Source organism: Kribbella antibiotica, from assembly GCF_004349055.1.
Classification (GTDB): Bacteria; Actinomycetota; Actinomycetes; order Propionibacteriales; family Kribbellaceae; genus Kribbella; species Kribbella antibiotica.
Genome location: NZ_SMKX01000006.1, coordinates 50,841 through 67,371 on the forward strand (window position 1 = coordinate 50,841; position 16,531 = coordinate 67,371).

The following is a 16,531-nucleotide window of genomic DNA, read 5'->3' on the forward strand; positions in this document are numbered from 1 at the left end:
CCACTGAGGTACTCCCGGGCCACAGCCTGAGTCTGCTACCTCAGGCGGGGTTCTCCGCGTGGGTCAAGGTCTCCCAAGCCACGAAGAGTGCGTTCGTACCGGCGGGCCGGTTGGCCTCCGTGAGCGCCTGGGTGTTCGCCATGGCGATCCCCAGCCGGGTGTGCAGTGCGTTGTAACCGACCTCGGTGATCGGGCCGAGACCGCGGTTCACGCTGCCGCCGCACAGCCAGGACGGAACCGCCTCGGCCTGCCGCTCGTACTTGGCCTGGAACCCGAGTGCCTGCCGCAGCCGCTCGCCGTACTGCGGGTAGAGGTCGATGCCCTGGATGCGCGAGGTCTCCAGGACGTGCGAGATCGAGGAGATGCCGTAGCCGGTGTGGACGAAGTCGCGACAGGTCTCCTGAGTCAGACCGCTCACGAACGTGCCCTGCCCTTGCCAGTAGCTGACGATCTTGTCGCGGGTGTTGAGGTTCTGGCTCGGCACCGTCTTCGGCAGCGCGCCGTCGGACTCCAGGTACACGTACGCCGGAGCGCGGTTGGCGAACAGCGAGAGTGCCTTGTCGTAGATCGTCCGGTCCTCGAGGAAGACGCCGATCCCCTGCAGGGCCTCGATGATCGTCAATTCCCAGTTACCGTTGGAGTTCGAGCCGTTGATGATCTCCGGCACGTAGACGTTGCGCAGCATGGTGCCGAAGCGCGCCGAGTTCGGCCAGTTGCCGTAGGCATGCTTGATGATCTCGGCAGCCTTCGGCCAGGATGACGCGGCCCAGCCGGTCTGCAGGGCTGCGTTGCTGTTGGTGTGATCGCGGATCGTTGCCGACCAGGCGTCCATCAGTGCAATGGACTTCTGGGCGTAGCGCACGTCACCGCTGATGTACCAGATCAAAGCATCCGTGTACGCCGCGATCGCGTCCTGACGCTCGTTGGTACAACCGTTGTTCGGCTGGGAGTAGGGACCGCATTCGACCACCGCGCGCGGCGTCGGCGTCCGGGACAGCGAACCGTAGGCACTGTTCTTGGCCTGGTTGTACGCGTTGGTCCACGGCTGCGCACCGGCCAGGACCTTCGCCTTCACGAAGTCGAGCTGGGCCCGGCTGACACCGACACCGGGATGCGCGAACACAGCCGGCGCCTCGGCGGGCGCGGGAGTGGGCGGCTGCGCGGCAACTGCTGGGCTGCTCAACGCGCCGGCCACCAGACCGGCACTCGCCACAGCCACCAGAAGAGGCTTGATTCTCATGGGCGGATTCCTGTTCCTCGGGGCGGAGGCTCTGCGGCTCCCTCCCAGAGCGCTCAGAGCGCCCGATCCGCAGAGTCTTTTCGGAAGTTTGACGACGGACCGTAAGCGCGTCAACATCTCAGCAGGCATTACTTCACGCTGGAACTAATCGCCCCGTTTTCCCAGCTCAGTGGAACAAAGTGAGGATTCGTCCCATGAAGAGACGTCAGTTCCTGACCGTCGGAACCGCAGCCCTGGCCGCCCCGGCGCTACCCTCTGTCATCACCACCGCCAGCGCGGCTCCGCCCGCGAACAGCCTGCCGCGGCGGGCCGACATCATCGCCGTGGTGCGCCGCGTCGCCGACCAGTGGATCGCCACGCACAGCAACTCCGGCGACAACGGCTGGGCCCGCGCCACCTTCTTCAGCGGCCTGATGGCTGCCCACAAACTGACCGGCGAGGTGCGCTACCTGAACTACGCGCGGGCCTGGGCCGAGCGGCACAACTACGGCATCCCCGGCGGCGTCACCACCCGGCATGCCGACAACCACAACTGCATCCAGACCTACCTCGATCTCTACGATCTCGAAGGCGGCGCCAACAAGCTCACCGCGTCGGTCGACACGTTGAGCCGGATGGTGAACAGCACCAAGATCGACGACTGGTGGTGGTGCGACGCCCTGCACATGGCGATGCCGCCGTTCGCGCGAATCGGCCGGTTGCGCGCAGATCCGGCGTACTGGACGAAGGTCTACCAGCTCTACAACCACACCAAGCGAACCCGGAAACTGTGGATCAGTTCGAACGGGTTGTGGTACCGCGACGACCGCTTCCTACCGACCGGAATCCTTTCTCCCAACGGGAAGCCGGTCGTCTGGTCCCGCGGTGACGGCTGGGTCGCGGCCGCTCACGTGAAGACCTTGAAGGCACTTCCGGGCGAGCAGGCGAATGTCGCGGAATACAAGACCGGCCTGACGCAGCTGGTGGGTTCGTTGCGGTCGATCCAGCGCACCGACGGCTTCTGGAACGTCAACCTGGCCGACCCGCAGCACCTGCCCGGCCCCGAAACCAGCGGTACGGCGTTCTTCGCGTACTCGGCCGCCTACGCCGTCCGGGCCGGGTTGTTGCCTTCGGTCACCTATCTGCCGATGGCGGCCCGGGCGTGGAACGGAATGGTGCAGACCGCCGTGCACCCGGACGGCTTCCTCGGCTTCGTGCAGAAGGTAGGCGACCGGCCGGAATCGAGCCAGCCGGTGAACTACGAATCGACCGCCGACTTCGGCGTCGGCGCGTTCCTGCTGGCCGGCGCTGAGCTTGCCCAGCTGACGAACTGATCACGACACCCCTGGCGACCGTCGGGTCGTCAGGGGTGGCCCAGCTGGCTGGTGATGCGCTCGACAGTGACACCAGCCGCGAAACGCGGCGTACCGGGCGGCTCGACGTCCGACCAGTCACCGACGTACTTGTGGGCAATGGCCTTCTCGAGCTGGAGCTCCGGATCGGGCATCAACTCGTCGACCCGGCCGCGCAGCTCGAGATAGTACGTCGGTCGCGCGGGGTCGACGATCAGCACCGAGATCGCCGGATTCCGCCGGAGGTTGCGCAGCTTCTGGCGGCCCTCGACCAGACTGATCCGGACCTGCTCGCCGTCCCAGAGGAACCACTGCGGGGTGATCTGCGGCTCGCCCTGCTTGCCGATCGTGCCCACGATCGCGACAGCGGTCGAGGACAGCAGATCCTTGAACTCGGCGGGAATCTCCATCCTCGGACGGTACCCCGGGGTCAGTTCAGGTGACCGGCCAGTTCCGGAACGTGGATACCGGCCGCGTCCAGCAGGGCGCCGGCGGTCAGCACGCCGATGCCGCCGAGCTCCCGGGCGCGAACCACGGCCCGCGCGGCGCCGCCGTCGTAGATCAGCGTCAGCTGGATCGCGAGCGTGCCGGGATCCTCGGCGCCGGCCTTCGCCAGCTCCCGGTGGAAAAAGTCGGTGAGCTGCTGCTTGAAGTGCCGGGCCACCACCGACCCCGGGTGCTCCGGATCCTTCAGCTCCACGGCCGTGGCGACGTACGGGCAGCCGAGGAAGTTGCCTTCAGCAACAAGATTGTCCTGGCGCTCGAAGACATCCACGATCCGCTCCCGCGGCGACCGGTCGTCCGGACCCGGATACAACATCGCCTGCAGTGCCGGACCACGGCTCGCGAGGCTCTCCGCGATCAGCTCGTCCTTGGAGCGGAACAGCTGGTACATCGACTTCTTCGACACCCCGGCAGCCTTGCAGAGTGCATCCACTCCGATATTCACGCCGTCGCTGTAGAAGAGTTCACCCGCGGCCTCGAGGAGGCGTTCGCGGGGTGTCGCCGAGCTGCTCATACGACGAGGGTACCGGCTGGATTTGGGAATAGAAACAGATCGGTTTACGCTCTGGGAAACAGATCGGTTTCCATTTCACTCAGGAGCAGCTCATGACCGCATTGCAAGGCGCCGTCGTTCTCGTCACCGGCGGACAGCGTGGTATCGGCAAGGCTCTGGTCGACGACCTGCTGGCCCGCGGGGTCGCCAAGGTCTACGCGACAGCCCGTACGCCGAAGCCGAGCGCCGACCCACGCGTCGTACCGCTCCCGCTGGAGGTCACCGACGCAGCGTCGGTCGCCGCCCTGGCAGCGGCGGCGCCTGATGTGACAGTGCTCATCAACAACGCTGGTGCGAGCGCGCCAGACAGCTACCTGGACGCACCGACCGACGACCTGCGTGCCGTCTTCGAGGCGAACTTCTTCGGCCCGTTGGAGGTCACCAAGGCCTTCGTCCCGATCATCGAGCGCAACGGCGGCGGCCACATCCTGAACGCGCACTCCGCGCTGTCCTGGGTCGCGCGGCACGGCGTCTACTCGGCCACCAAGGCGGCCTTCTGGCTCCAGTCGAACTCGCTGCGCGTCGAACTGCTGAATCGTGGCGTCGGTGTCACCGGACTGCACATGGGGTACGTCGACACCGACATGACCGAAGGCATCTCCGGTCCGAAGACTTCGCCGAAGGACGTCGCCAAGCAGGCGCTCGACGGGATCGAGTCCGGCGCCTACGAGGTGCTCGCCGACGACACTGCGCGGTGGGCGAAGCAGTCGGTCTCCGGTGACCTCGCGGCGGCGTATCCCGAGCTGCAGAAGAGCTGACAACGCGGTGTCATGAGTCAGGCCATTGGGCGCAGGGTTTGGACCGCTGACCGCAGGAGTGTGGTCCGGCCCGAGCTTGGGGCCAGGTTGTCGCCTACCAAAGGGTCTGACAACCGCCCCGCCCCCGGAGGTCCGCCCATGCCTCGACGTCTTTTTGCTGTGTCTGTCATAGCCACCCTGCTGGCTTCGACGGTCACAGTGCAGGCCCATGCTGTCCTGCCTGCACTCCGAGATCCCGGAACCGGATGTGCAGCCGCAGCAGTCGGCTACACACCCATCCTGCAGCTGACACTGCCCGAGCGCGCCGGCTGGCTCGACCGGGAGCTGCCGTACACGCTGGACCGCCGTACCGAGGTGGGGTCGAACTTCGACCGCGTCGGCTACTGCCTCGAGCTGAACGGGCCCGACGGGCCGCAGCGGGTCTGGACCGCGATGGAGCCGTTCTCAGCGGACGCCCGCACCATCGGACTGCCCACTAAGGCCGGACAGGTCACCAGGCAGCGCGTCGACGACCTTGAGGTCGCGTCGAACGTGCCGAACGTGACCACTGGGCTTGGACAGACCGGCTACCTGGAGATGTGGCCGAACACCTACGCCGAACAGACCAGTACTCAGGTAGCGAACACCTCTCCGATCACGTTCGACGTGGACGACAGCCCGACCACAGGTGCTTACGGGTCGTTCCAGATCTCGCAGGTCGGCGGGACGCGACCATCTGGCGCGGCTGCGAAGACAGTGCTGGCGATCAACTCCTTCACGCAGCCGGCCGACGTACCGCTATCGATCGGCATCGGAACGGCTGCTTCTGGGCAACCGGACTGGACGTTCGCCAACAACTCGGCGCGGTACACCCAGCGGAAGCTGACTGCGTTCGTCCGGACATCCCTGGTGAGTCTGTCCGAGGCGCCGCAGGACCGGCAGCTCATCCCACGCGACGCTGCGAACGGCGCCAACGTCGCGGTGGCCGGGCGGATCACTGACCCTGCTGTCAGCCAGGTGCAGCTGCGGGTGACCAGCCTTGGGCACACCGACACGTACACCTCGCAGTCCCGCGACTTCCGGTTCACTCCGCGGATCAACGCGGCGCTGCAGGAGTACACCTTCGAACTGCGTGCGATTGGCAGCGGAATCGATCGCGTGGTCGCTCGCCGTACTGGTGTGGTTTCTGGAGACGTGTATGTGATCCAGGGGCAGTCCAACGCGGAGGCGGCCAAGTTCAACGGCGCTGCGAATGGCGAGGAGTCGCCATGGCTGCGCAGCTACGGCACTCCAACCTCGGACGGACAGATCTCCGGAGCAGACCGGGTCTGGCACTACGCGACTGGTGACGTGACAGTGCAGTCCGGCTCGGTCGGCCAGTGGGCAATCCGGATGGGTCGCCGGATCGTCGACACGTACAAGGTGCCGGTGGCGATCGTCCAGGGAGCGCATGGTGGTCAGCCGATCAGCTTCTTCCAGCGGAACGACGCCACCCCGGATGACCTCACCACCAACTACGGACGACTGCGCACGCGGCTCAAGGCAGCTGGTGTGATCGGTTCGATCCGCGGAGTGCTCTGGTATCAAGGCGAGAGCGACAACGACAACGCAGCCGTGCACGTGACTGGATTCCGCGCTCTGCTGGCGGACTGGCGAGCCGACTTCGGTACGGCGACCCGGTACTACGTGAACCAGGTCCGCACGTCGCCGTGCAACAACACCACCAGCATCAACCTGCGTGAGGCGCAGCGGGCCCTCGGCGACACCGATGGCGTCGTACTGCTCTCTACTAACGGGCTGTCTGGACACGACGGCTGCCACTACGCGTACCTCGGCGGCTACCGCGACCTGGGCGACCACAACTTCGCAGTGATCGCCCGCGACCTGTACGGCGGCTCCTCGGCCGGCGTCTCGGCGCCGAACCCGGCCAGTGTCACTGCGAGTGGCACACAGCTCGTGGTGAAGCTGCGGACGACTGACCCGCTCACGGTGGCTGCTGGCTCGGCTGCTGACTTCCGGGTCGAGGGCGCTGCGGTGACGGTGTCCTCGGTGGCCTACCGGACCGACGGGAGTCTGGTGCTCACACTGTCTGGGCCGGCAACCGGAGTGACCGCTTTGGTCTACCAGAGCCACATCGGCTCCGGACCGTGGATCGCGAACGCTTCCGGGACCGGACTGCTCGCGTTCCGACTGCGGGTTAGCTGAGCGCTCGGCGATCGGCGTACTGGGGTCAGGCCAGTACGTCGGTCGCCTTGTGGCTGCGGTCGACGCCCTCCAGCACCATCGTGATGCCGTCCGAGTTCTTCGTGCGCAGCGGGAGAATCGCCTGGTAGGCGGGTGATTCGTACCAGCCGAGAACACTCGCCCGGTCGGGGAACTCGATCACGATCAGCGTCCCCGCCCACTCGCCTTCCAGGTACTCCGGCTGCTTGCCGTGGATGATGAAGTGGCCGTCGTACGGCGCGAGGGTGGCGTCGATGCGGGCCAGGTAGTCGGCGATGTCGGCGCCGAGCTGGACGTTCTGCAGGTTGGCGATCGCGTAGTGGGTCATGGCCTCAGCCTCCGCTGCGGAGCGCGTTCCGGCGATTACCTCCGAGGTCATCATGGCTGGTTGATCTGCTCTCGACGTACAGTCGATGGCATGTCAGTCACAGGGGGAACGCCTTCCATACCGGCTGGGGAGGTGCCTGCCGGGGAGGTACAGGAGCACATCGGGCCGTACCGGTTGATCCGGCGCCTCGGCCAAGGCGGCATGGGTGTCGTATACCTGGCCGAAGGACCGCAGCAGCAGGAGGTCGCGGTCAAGGTGCTGCGGCCGCACGTCGCCCACGACGAGACCGCCCGCGCGCGGTTGCAGCGTGAAGCGACCACATTGCAGAAGGTGAGCCACCCCGGTGTGGCCGGCATCCTCGACCACGACCTGGAAGCAGACCGCCCGTACCTGGTGACGCGCTTCGTCCCTGGCCGTCCGCTGGACGAGCAGGTAGACGACCGCGGCCCGCTGACCCCGCGCAGGTGGCTCCCGCTGGCCGGCTGCCTGGCCGAGTCGCTGCAGGCGATCCACCTCGCCGGAGTCATCCACCGCGACCTCAAGCCCGGCAACGTGATGATGCTCAACGGCAAGCCGGTCATGATCGACTTCGGCATCGCCCAGGCCGCCGACGACCTCCGCCTCACCCAGACCGGTCTGGTGATCGGTACGCCGGGCTACCTGGCGCCTGAGCTCATCGAGGGCGAGATGGTGTCCGAGTCCGCCGACTGGTGGGGCTGGGCAGCCACAGTGACGTTCGCGGCCACCGGCCGTCGCCCGTTTGGCAAGGGCCCCTTTGAGGCCGTGCTGCACCGGGTCCACACCGGCCAGGCCGACCTGGAAGGCCTCGACCCCCGCCTCAAGACTCTGCTCTCCGCTGCGCTGGCCCCCAAGAAGGCCGACCGCCCCACCCGGGCCGAGATCATGACCGGCCTCACCCGCTACGCCGAAGGCCGCGACGCTCTCCCGCCCCGTACGGCGCCCGTCGCCGACCCCACGGTCCACATGCACCCGCCCACTCGCCAGATGACGCGCGTGATGCCCACGGAAGAGCCCACGACCGCAGCGCCTGTGGAGACCGGCCCGACTCCCACCGAGGTAGCCGGCCTCGTCCCCCCGGTCATCCCGCCGCTCTCCGCCTTCTCCCCGCTGGCCGACAAGGTCCGCGACGCCGCAGCCACTCGCAAGGCCACACGCGCCGCCGCAGCAGCCGCTGCGGGTACCACCAGCGCTGGTGGGCCGGTGGCTGGACCTTTCGGCACACCGCCTATGACTCATCCGGCGACCTACAGTCCGGCACCTGTTGCGGCAGCGCCTGGCGCGATGCCGTACCAGCAGCCGGTTGCGCCTTATCAGCCTCCGTCGCGCGAGGTGGCGCCGTACAAGGCGTCGTCGAGGGAGGTGGCACCGCGGCCGCAGCCGGGGCAGTCGGTGGAACCACACCGCGCCCCAGCAACAGGACGCCGTACGGCGGTAGTGGTCGGAGCGATGGTCGGGCTGACCGGACTCATCGCGCTCTACCCCGAGCTAGGCGCAGTTGCTGCCGCAGTGTGCTTCGTCATCGCACGCACCGTCGACCGCGGCAGTACGGCGTTGATGCGCCGTCGCCAGGTCCGTGGCCGGTCCGGCAAATCCGACGGAGTAGTCGCCGTCGCCTCGTCACCCGTGCAGTTAGTGACCGCCGGGCTGATCACTCTGGTCTGTCTGATCCTGCCGCTGGTGATGGGCGCAGTAGTCGGAGGCATCGTCACCGGCATCACCGCAACAGCCAAGAGCCTCACCTGGCAGCCCTTGTCAGCAGTAGGTTTCGCCGCAGCCGGCGCCACCGCACTGTTCACTGCCTGGTGGGGCCCAGGCGGCGCAGCACTCCGCCGTGGCTCCCACATCACCGCCCGCAACATCTTCCGCCCCCGCTGGCTGGCCACCACCATGGCCGTCATCTTCCTGGCCATCGGCGGCTACACCTTCTACGAAGCCACCCAAGGCGCCGGCTCCAACTGGGCCCGCAACCCCGCCGAGAACGTCACCTACGAGCGCCCCACCCTCGGCGACCTTCGCCACGCACCACTCATCCGCGACATCCCCATCATCGGCCTGAACTGACGGGGATGTCGCCGGACCGATCCGTTAGAGCTGGACCATTTGGGAGCGTTCCGGGCCTACGCCGACCGCGGAGATGCGGGCGCCGCTGAGGGACTCGACGGCTCGGACGTAGGTCTGGGCTGCCTTGGGGAGGTCTTCGAAGCTGCGGCAGCCGGTGATGTCTTCGGACCAGCCGTCGAACTCTTCGTAGATCGGGGTGGCGTGGTGGAAGTCGGTCTGGGTCATCGGCATCTCTTCGTGCCGGACGCCGTTCACGTCGTACGCGACGCAGACCGGGATCTTGTCGCGGCCGGTGAGGGTGTCGAGCTTGGTGAGGACGAAGTCGGAGACACCGTTGACGCGGGCGGCGTAGCGCGCGATGACCGTGTCGTACCAGCCACAGCGGCGCGGACGACCGGTCGTCGTACCGAACTCGAAGCCCTGCTGGCGCAGCCACTCGCCGTCGGCATCCAGGAGCTCGGTCGGGAACGGGCCCTCACCCACACGGGTCGTGTAGGCCTTCACAACCGCCATCACGCGGTCGATGCGGGTCGGCGGGATACCTGTGCCAGTGCAGGCGCCGGCGGAGATCGCGTTCGAGGAGGTGACGAACGGGTACGTCCCGTGGTCCACATCCAGCAGTGTGGCCTGGCCGGCCTCCATGAGGACGGTCTTGCCGTCGTCCAGCGCCTTGTTCAGCAGGAGGCTGGTGTCGGCGACCATGGGACGGAGGCGGTCGGCATACCCGAGCAGCTCGTCCAGGACCTCGCGGATCTCGACAGCACGCCGGTTGTAGACCTTCACCAGCAGGTGGTTCTTCTGCTCCAGCGCCGCGGAGACCTTCTGCTCCAGGATCTTCTCGTCGTACAGGTCCTGGACGCGGATACCGATCCGGTTCATCTTGTCGGCGTACGTCGGCCCGATCCCGCGGCCCGTCGTACCGATCTTGCGGCTGCCGAGGAAGCGCTCGGCGACCTTGTCGAGGGTCCGGTTGTACGGCGGGATCAGGTGCGCGCTCGCGCTGACCACCAGCCGGGACGTGTCGACGCCGCGCGCCTCGAGCGCCTCCAGCTCCTCGAACAGCACCCCGAGGTCGACAACGACCCCGTTGCCGATCACCGGCGTCACACCGGGGGTCAGGATCCCGCTCGGCAGCAGGTGCAGCGCGTACTTCTCGGTTCCGATCACGACCGTGTGGCCGGCGTTGTTCCCGCCGTTGAACTTGACCACGTAGTCGATGACCGCCCCGGTGTTGCCGAGCAGATCGGTCGCCTTACCCTTGCCCTCATCGCCCCACTGGGCGCCGACGAGCACGATTGCGGGCATCTCAGCCCTCCTCTTCACGCGTCGGCCCGCGGCCCTCACGACGTGCGGCAGCCGGACGCTGGAAACGGTGAAGCCCGGAGACGTTCACCGGCGGTTCATCGGCAACGTACCCAGGCTCTTACGACCGAAGCCTACCGGACGCCGGTCCACCTGCTGAGTTCATCGCGCTGAGCGCGGAGGCGACCACTTGAAGTAAGTGTTTCATCGTCTGACGGGTTGCCAATTTCCGTGATCACGTGCACACTCTTAGTCAGCGGCCCGCCGAAACTGCCGCAGGGGACGGTTCCGGCGGGCCGCTTCCTTATGCCGTCTTTAGGCGAGTTCTGAAGGGTTGGCATCGAGCCATTCCTGGACCCGCCGCTCGGCCTCTTCACGGCTCACATCCTCGACCTTCGTCAGGATCGCCCAGCGATGCCCGAACGGATCGATCACCGTCCCGAACCGGTCCCCGGTCATGAAGGTCTGCACCGCCTCCACCGCCTTCGCGCCGGCCGCGATCGCCTTCGCGTACGTCGCATCCACGTCCGGCACGTAGTGGACGAGCGAGGAGTGCACCCACTCGCCGTTCGGCGCCCGCAGGCCGATCTGCGGCATCTGGTCGCTGAGCTGCAGCATCGAGTTCCCGATCAGCAGTTCGGCCTGTCCGACCCGCCCGTCCGGCATGTCCTGCCGGCTGCGCACCTGCGCCCCGAACGCTTCCTCGTAGAACGCGATCGCTTTCGGGCCGTCCGGAACCGCCAGGTACGGCGTGAGTGAGTGGTAACCGTCGGGGATGGGCTTGACTACGCTGTTTTTGTCGGTGTCCGTCGTCATGCTGGTAGTCAACCCGCCGACCGCCGGACCGGTCTTGTAAGAAAGCGACAGCCACTGTGAGCACTCCTTCGGACAGCGAGAAGGGCATCCTGCACCCGCGGGAGCAGGCCCGGCACCGCACGCTGAGCCGGCTCGCCCCCGGCCCTGGCGCTGAGCGCTTCGTGGAGTGGTACTGGATCGTCGAGTGGGATCTGGACGAGCCCTACACCGCCGAGGTGCTGCCGTTTCCCAGCGTGAACGTCACCTTCGAGCAGCCGGGCGGTGCGTTCGTGAACGGCGTCTACACGCGCAAGTTCGAGCGGCAACTGACCGGCCGCGGCCGGGTGTTCGGGGTGAAGTTCTGGGCCGGCGGATTCGGAGCCGTGACCGGGCTGGATGTCGGCTCCCTCAGCGACCAGGTGCTCCCGCTGACCGCAGTCTTCCCTGACGGCGATCGGCTGGCTGACCTCATCTTCGCCGAGGAGTCCGACGTACGGCGTCGTGCTGTGTTCGAGGCGTTCTTGCGCGACCACCTGGCTCCGCCAGACGCGTCGTACGAGCTGGTCCGCGACATCGTCACCGCCATGGCCACAGACCGCTCGCTGGCGCGAGTGGACGAGGTCACGGAGCGTTTCGGCATACCGATCCGCACCCTGCAACGCCTCTTCCGCCGGTACGTCGGCGTCGGGCCCAAGTGGGTGCTGCGCCGCTACCGCCTGCATGACGGCGCCGAGCTGCTGGCGCGCGGCGACGTCACCGAGCTCGCCGCGCTCTCGACCGCACTCGGCTACTTCGACCAGGCGCATTTCTCGAAGGAGTTCAAACAGCAGATCGGCCTGGCCCCGGCCGAGTACGCGCTCCGGGCCCAGGCCGAACGTGCCGTCACCGCCTATCGCTGAGGACTGCGAACCACGATGCTCGGCGGCTTCGGCTGCACCATGTCCTGGCCGATGAAGAAGCTCGGGTGTGGCGGCTGGTTGTACGCCGTGTTCTGCCACGCCACACCCAGCCGGTAGACCGGGTCGTGCATCAACGTGTGCAGCCGCCGATCGGTCGGATGCGGGGTGCTGTAGATCCGGAGCTCCGAGCTGTCCGCACTGCGCCAGGCAATCTCCTCACGCCAGTCGCCGAACAGGTCGGCCTGGATCACCGGCGTACCTTTCGTCCCGTTGTTGGAGCGGGCTCCAGGGTCGGCGAGCAGGACGTTGGTGGAGCTCGTTTCCCAGTCCCACTTGGCGATCGTCGGCGTCCCGGTCAGTGTGGTGGTGTTCCAGTCGTGGTCCACGATCTCGCGCAGCGGATCGCCGTCCCACCAGGCCAGGAAGTTGGCTGCCGGGATCGTCGTCGACACCAGCTCGCCGGTGGCGGACTTGAGCTGGCCGACCCGGGAGTTCCAGGCCGCATCACCGCCGACCGCCCATCCCTCGGCGCCCGGGTGGCGCGGATCGATGTCGCCGGCCGCGGCCCGGCCGGTGTCCTTGGTGGCAGGGATGTCCCAGATGATTGCGCCGGTCCGGGCGTCGCGCATCGTGGCACCACGGTTGCCACTTTGCCCCATGGACTCGTGCGCCGCGAAGACCTCCAGCCCCGGGCGGGCCGGAATCAGGTCACTGACGTGCAGCGCGTCGCCATGCCCGAGACCCGTGCTGTACAACAGTTTCCCGTTGTCGTCGACGGTCATCGAGCCGAACACGATCTCGTCCTTGCCATCGGCATCGGCATCGGCCACCGACAGGTTGTGGTTGCCCATCCCGTAGCCGCCCTCGCTGCCCTTGTCGTTGGTGTCGAACACCCAGCGCTGTTGCAGCTTCCCGCCGACGAAGTCGTACGCCGCCAGTACGGTCCGGGTGTAGTAGCCGCGGCTGAACACGACGCTCGGGTGTTCGCCGTCCAGATATGCGACACCGGCCAGGAATCGGTCGACCCGGTTGCCGTAGGCATCTCCCCAGGACCCGACATCACCCCGCGCCGGCGTGTAGTCCACGGTGTCCAGGACCTTGCCGGTCGAGCCTTCGAAGACGCTCAGGAACTCGGGTCCGGTCAGGACGTACCCGCTGCTGTTGCGGTAGTCCGCGTTCGGATCGCCGATGACAGTCCCGCGGCTGTCCGTCGTACCGTCCGCTGTCCGTAGGGTGACCTCGGCCCGGCCGTCACCGTCGAGGTCGAAGACCTGGAACTGCGTGTAGTGAGCACCGGCTCTGACGTTCGGTCCCAGGTTGATCCGCCAGAGCCGGGTGCCGTCCAGCTTGTACGCGTCGAGGTAGACAAGGCCCGTGTAGCCGGCCTGAGAGTTGTCCTTGCTGATGGACGGCGCCCACATCTGGATGATCTCGTAACTGCCGTCGCCGTCGACATCACCGACGCTGGCATCGCCGGCACTGTAGGTATACGGCTGGCCGTCCTTCGTGTAGTCGTCCGCCGGCTTGTCGAGGCGCAGCGAGAAGTAGCTCTTGGCCCAGGTGCCGAACTCGGCAGTGACCGGCGACTCCTTCTTGTTGAACACGGCAGTCACGCGGTAGCGCGACTTCGCCGTACCGGCTGGATCCAGCAGGCTTGTGGTGTGCGCCAGCGGCTTCGGGGTGATCCGGACGCCGTCGCGGTACACGTGGAACGCCATCGGCGCCGGGTCCGTCCCGAGTAGTCGCCAGCCCACCAGTACCTTGCCGTCAGCAGTCGGTACGGCGGACGGCGCGCGATCCAGGTACTCAGCCTGCCGCTTGAGCACCGTGACAGCAGGGGTTTCCAGCGTTGCGGAAGCAGCCGAGATACCGCCGGCATTCACTGCCGAGACCTGGTAGTAGTACTTGATCGTGGTGAGAACCGCACGGTCCTTGTACGACGTTGCCGTCGTCCGGCCGACCACCTTGTAGGGCCCGCCCGGGGTTTCCGCCCGCGCGACCAGGTAACTCCGCGCCGTCTTGCTCTGCTTCCAATCCACAGTGAGGTCGTGCTTGTGGATCGCCTGCACCTTGAGCTTCGTCGGCGCGACCGGGACAGCAACAGCCGGGTCGACAACCGCAGCACGGACCACCCCGGAGGGCACCGACTCCACGCCGATGTTGTCGAGCGCGGTCACGTGATACGCGTAGTCCAGCCCTGCGGTCACGGTGTTGTCAACGAAGCGCGGCGCGGCCTGATCCGCCACCTTGACCGGCTCGTCGTCGCCCGGTCCTTGCCGGTAGAGCCGGTAGCCGACAGCATCGGCTTCCGCATCCCAGCTGAGCGTCGCGCTCGGGGCCTGCGGGGCGACCGAATCGACCTTCAGGTTCGCCGGCGCGACCAGTAGTGGCGTGACGTCGATCCCGTTCAGCCGTGCACCGGTACCGCTGATCACGATGTTCAGCTGTCCGTCCGCGACCGAGACCGGACCGTTCAGCTTCTCGGTCACGCTCTCCTTGCCAGCGTTCCCGCTGCCGGCCGGGCGGCCTTCGATGGCGAAATCGGTCCGGCTACTGCCGATCCAGTCGCCGCTGTAGGTCTTGACCATGTACGTCCCGTTCGGAACGTCCAGCTTGAACTCGAACGGGTTCCCCGACAGCACGAAATCCCGCTGCAGGTCGTTGGGCACTCCGGCCGTACTACCGCGATCCCGGTCCGCCATGGCGTCCGGTGCCTGGGTGAAGCCGAAGCCCCGCTCCACGGAGTACGTCGTGGTCCTGTTGACCTCGGTGTACCCGGCAGCCACCGGTGCTCCGACCGGCTGGAGGTCGAACTTGTACTTCGCTCGCTTGGTGGTGAACGTGGTCGCCACCGAGGGCTGCGACTCGCCACGACCGTTGACTGCGCCGAGCCGGTACGAGTAGCTCTCCCCCTCGGCCAATCCCTGCACCACAGCACTAGTGGTCGTCGTAGTGCCGACGAGCCCGTACGCCATGTCTGGGGCTGCGGCGGCCTTGCGGTAGATGCGGTAGATGTCGGCACCAGCAGGCGCGGTCCAGCGCAGTACGGCGCCGGCGTTGGAAACGCTGCTTGCCACCAGGCCGGTAGGGGCCGTCGGAACGTTCGCAGGCGGCGCTACCTCGATCACTTCGTCCGCTAGCGGGACATCCAGCTTGGCGACGTCCGTGGCGACCAGACGGGCTAGCTGGATCGCGCCGTACTCCTGGAAATGCGTGTCATCGATGGTTCCGTTCGGGCGGCCGGGATAGACGCCTGGATCGACATGCAGGAAGACCGCTTTCGCTGCGTCCGGTCCGATCTGGTCGAGGTAGGCCCGGCTGGAGGCGGACAGGTCGACCAGGTCGACGTCTTCCTCGGCCGCCAGTTCGATCATCTTGGCGACGTACTCCGGGAAGCTCACGTTGAACTTGCCTGTCGTCGCGTCGAAGCTGCGCCGGGAGACCGGGGTGACCAGGACCGGCACTGCCCCGCGCTGGCGGGTGCCGTGCACGTAGGTCCGCAGGTACTCCTTGTAGTCGGCCGGTGAGGCGTAGCGGTCGTCGACGCCTTGGGTGGCGTCGTTGTGGCCGAACTGGATGAACAGGTAGTCGGCCGGCCGGATCACCCGCAGGATCTCGTCCAGGCGGCCCTGGCTGATGAAGTTCTTCGAGCTCCGGCCCCCGATCGCTTTGTTGGCGACGAGCACGTCGTCGCTGAGGAACCGGCCCAGCATCTGCCCCCAGCCTGCCTGCGGCGCGTACCCGGGGTCGTACGTCTGCACAGTCGAGTCGCCGGCCAGGAAGGCAGTCGGCTTCGGCCCGGCCGTCCTGGCCTGCAGCCGGGTAATCACCAGGGAGTTGATCTTCGCGGCAGTGCCGCTGAAGTCCAGGTTCAGCTGGCCGTCGACCAGCGAGATCGGAAAGGTCATCGCCAGGTACTCGGCGGCGGGCTTCGGGGTCAGCTGGACCTTGGCCATCTTCTCGCCGGTGATCGCGATCTCGCTCGCCTCGGTGGCGTCGCCGGCCACCAGCGCCACGGTGTAGTCGCCATTCGGCAGATCGACGACGAACGACGTACCGGCGACCGCGACGAAGTCGGTCCGCAGAGCGTCATCAGTGCCCCGGTCGACCGCTGTCACCTTGGCCGGATCGGCGAAGCCGTAACCTCGGCCGGCCTCGTAGGCGACCGGGCCGACTGCCGTGTAGCCATCCGCGACCGCGCTCTCCGAGGGGCCGAAGTCGAAGCGGTAGGCAACCTCGGCCGTGGCTGCGGCCGTCGCTGCGGTGGGCTGGATCAGCGGAACTGTCAGGGCCAGCGGAAGCAGTGCGGCGAGCGCCCTACGGAAAGTCATCATCGAACTCCTGGGGACGGCGACGGAGAGTCAATGGAAAGCGTTCTCCCGTTGAGATTGGATGAGTATCACGCCCGCTGACCGGCGAACAACGGTTCATCGATCGTCCCGGTCGGTCGCTGATGGCCACTATCGGACACGACTGAATCCTTTCAACACAGGTCGCGGAGCTCTTGACACCCGCTCTACGCCGTCCGTAGCGTGCG

12 protein-coding genes are annotated in these 16,531 nt (G+C 67.0%); 5 read left to right on the forward strand and 7 right to left on the reverse strand.

Annotation, left to right across the window (positions count from 1 at the left end):
- Window positions 1–40: 40 nt before the first annotated feature.
- Window positions 41–1,240, reverse strand: a complete 1,200-nt coding sequence (locus tag E1263_RS03465; RefSeq protein ID WP_132165254.1) for an alginate lyase family protein — start codon at window positions 1,238–1,240, stop codon at window positions 41–43.
- Between the two features lie 194 nt (window positions 1,241–1,434).
- On the opposite strand from E1263_RS03465, the gene E1263_RS03470 reads away from it, so the two are divergent.
- Window positions 1,435–2,553, forward strand: coding sequence for a glycoside hydrolase family 88 protein (locus tag E1263_RS03470; protein WP_132165256.1), 1,119 nt, complete (start codon window positions 1,435–1,437; stop codon window positions 2,551–2,553).
- A 29-nt stretch (window positions 2,554–2,582) separates the two neighbouring features.
- Here E1263_RS03470 and E1263_RS03475 read toward each other — a convergent pair whose 3' ends face one another.
- Entirely contained in the window at window positions 2,583–2,981 is a 399-nt protein-coding gene (locus E1263_RS03475) for a PPOX class F420-dependent oxidoreductase (protein WP_132165258.1), read from the reverse strand.
- 20 nt (window positions 2,982–3,001) lie between these two features.
- Window positions 3,002–3,589, reverse strand: a complete 588-nt coding sequence (locus tag E1263_RS03480) for a TetR/AcrR family transcriptional regulator (protein WP_132165260.1) — start codon at window positions 3,587–3,589, stop codon at window positions 3,002–3,004.
- 92 nt (window positions 3,590–3,681) lie between these two features.
- Between E1263_RS03480 and E1263_RS03485 the strand changes: the two genes are divergently transcribed.
- Window positions 3,682–4,386 carry an SDR family oxidoreductase gene (locus E1263_RS03485; protein ID WP_132165262.1) on the forward strand — a complete coding sequence of 235 codons (705 nt, stop codon included), beginning with the start codon at window positions 3,682–3,684 and terminating at the stop codon, window positions 4,384–4,386.
- A gap of 138 nt (window positions 4,387–4,524) precedes the next feature.
- Window positions 4,525–6,570, forward strand: coding sequence for a sialate O-acetylesterase (locus E1263_RS03490; protein WP_165956449.1), 2,046 nt, complete (start codon window positions 4,525–4,527; stop codon window positions 6,568–6,570).
- A 25-nt stretch (window positions 6,571–6,595) separates the two neighbouring features.
- On the opposite strand, the gene E1263_RS03495 is transcribed toward E1263_RS03490, so the two are convergent.
- Window positions 6,596–6,967: a DUF1330 domain-containing protein gene (locus E1263_RS03495; RefSeq protein ID WP_202868706.1), complete on the reverse strand. Its 372-nt coding sequence runs from the start codon at window positions 6,965–6,967 to the stop codon at window positions 6,596–6,598.
- A 39-nt stretch (window positions 6,968–7,006) separates the two neighbouring features.
- Between E1263_RS03495 and E1263_RS03500 the strand changes: the two genes are divergently transcribed.
- On the forward strand, window positions 7,007–8,998 hold the full coding sequence (locus tag E1263_RS03500; protein WP_132165268.1) for a serine/threonine-protein kinase: 1,992 nt from the start codon (window positions 7,007–7,009) through the stop codon (window positions 8,996–8,998).
- A gap of 24 nt (window positions 8,999–9,022) precedes the next feature.
- On the opposite strand, the gene E1263_RS03505 is transcribed toward E1263_RS03500, so the two are convergent.
- Window positions 9,023–10,303: an adenylosuccinate synthase gene (locus E1263_RS03505; RefSeq protein WP_132165270.1), complete on the reverse strand. Its 1,281-nt coding sequence runs from the start codon at window positions 10,301–10,303 to the stop codon at window positions 9,023–9,025.
- Window positions 10,304–10,615: 312 nt separating this feature from the next.
- Window positions 10,616–11,116, reverse strand: coding sequence for a VOC family protein (locus E1263_RS03510; protein WP_132165272.1), 501 nt, complete (start codon window positions 11,114–11,116; stop codon window positions 10,616–10,618).
- Window positions 11,117–11,172: 56 nt separating this feature from the next.
- Between E1263_RS03510 and E1263_RS03515 the strand changes: the two genes are divergently transcribed.
- Window positions 11,173–11,994 (forward strand): helix-turn-helix transcriptional regulator, encoded by an 822-nt coding sequence (locus E1263_RS03515; protein WP_132165274.1) that lies wholly within the window; start codon window positions 11,173–11,175, stop codon window positions 11,992–11,994.
- On the opposite strand, the gene E1263_RS44000 is transcribed toward E1263_RS03515, so the two are convergent.
- The gene (locus E1263_RS44000; RefSeq protein WP_272949640.1) at window positions 11,985–16,325 is read right to left on the reverse strand and encodes a rhamnogalacturonan lyase family protein; all 4,341 of its coding nucleotides are present in this window, start codon (window positions 16,323–16,325) and stop codon (window positions 11,985–11,987) included. The genes E1263_RS03515 and E1263_RS44000 overlap by 10 nt on opposite strands.
- Window positions 16,326–16,531: the final 206 nt, after the last annotated feature.

Excerpts from the sequence above, each read along its gene's own strand:
- E1263_RS03465 (WP_132165254.1), bottom strand. The coding sequence starts at position 1,240 with ATGAGAATCAAGCCTCTTCTGGTGGCTGTGGCGAGTGCCGGTCTGGTG.
- E1263_RS03470 (WP_132165256.1), top strand. The coding sequence starts at position 1,435 with ATGAAGAGACGTCAGTTCCTGACCGTCGGAACCGCAGCCCTGGCCGCC.
- E1263_RS03475 (WP_132165258.1), bottom strand. The coding sequence starts at position 2,981 with ATGGAGATTCCCGCCGAGTTCAAGGATCTGCTGTCCTCGACCGCTGTC.
- E1263_RS03480 (WP_132165260.1), bottom strand. The coding sequence starts at position 3,589 with ATGAGCAGCTCGGCGACACCCCGCGAACGCCTCCTCGAGGCCGCGGGT.
- E1263_RS03485 (WP_132165262.1), top strand. The coding sequence starts at position 3,682 with ATGACCGCATTGCAAGGCGCCGTCGTTCTCGTCACCGGCGGACAGCGT.
- E1263_RS03490 (WP_165956449.1), top strand. The coding sequence starts at position 4,525 with ATGCCTCGACGTCTTTTTGCTGTGTCTGTCATAGCCACCCTGCTGGCT.
- E1263_RS03495 (WP_202868706.1), bottom strand. The coding sequence starts at position 6,967 with ATGACCTCGGAGGTAATCGCCGGAACGCGCTCCGCAGCGGAGGCTGAG.
- E1263_RS03500 (WP_132165268.1), top strand. The coding sequence starts at position 7,007 with ATGTCAGTCACAGGGGGAACGCCTTCCATACCGGCTGGGGAGGTGCCT.
- E1263_RS03505 (WP_132165270.1), bottom strand. The coding sequence starts at position 10,303 with ATGCCCGCAATCGTGCTCGTCGGCGCCCAGTGGGGCGATGAGGGCAAG.
- E1263_RS03510 (WP_132165272.1), bottom strand. The coding sequence starts at position 11,116 with ATGACGACGGACACCGACAAAAACAGCGTAGTCAAGCCCATCCCCGAC.
- E1263_RS44000 (WP_272949640.1), bottom strand. The coding sequence starts at position 16,325 with ATGACTTTCCGTAGGGCGCTCGCCGCACTGCTTCCGCTGGCCCTGACA.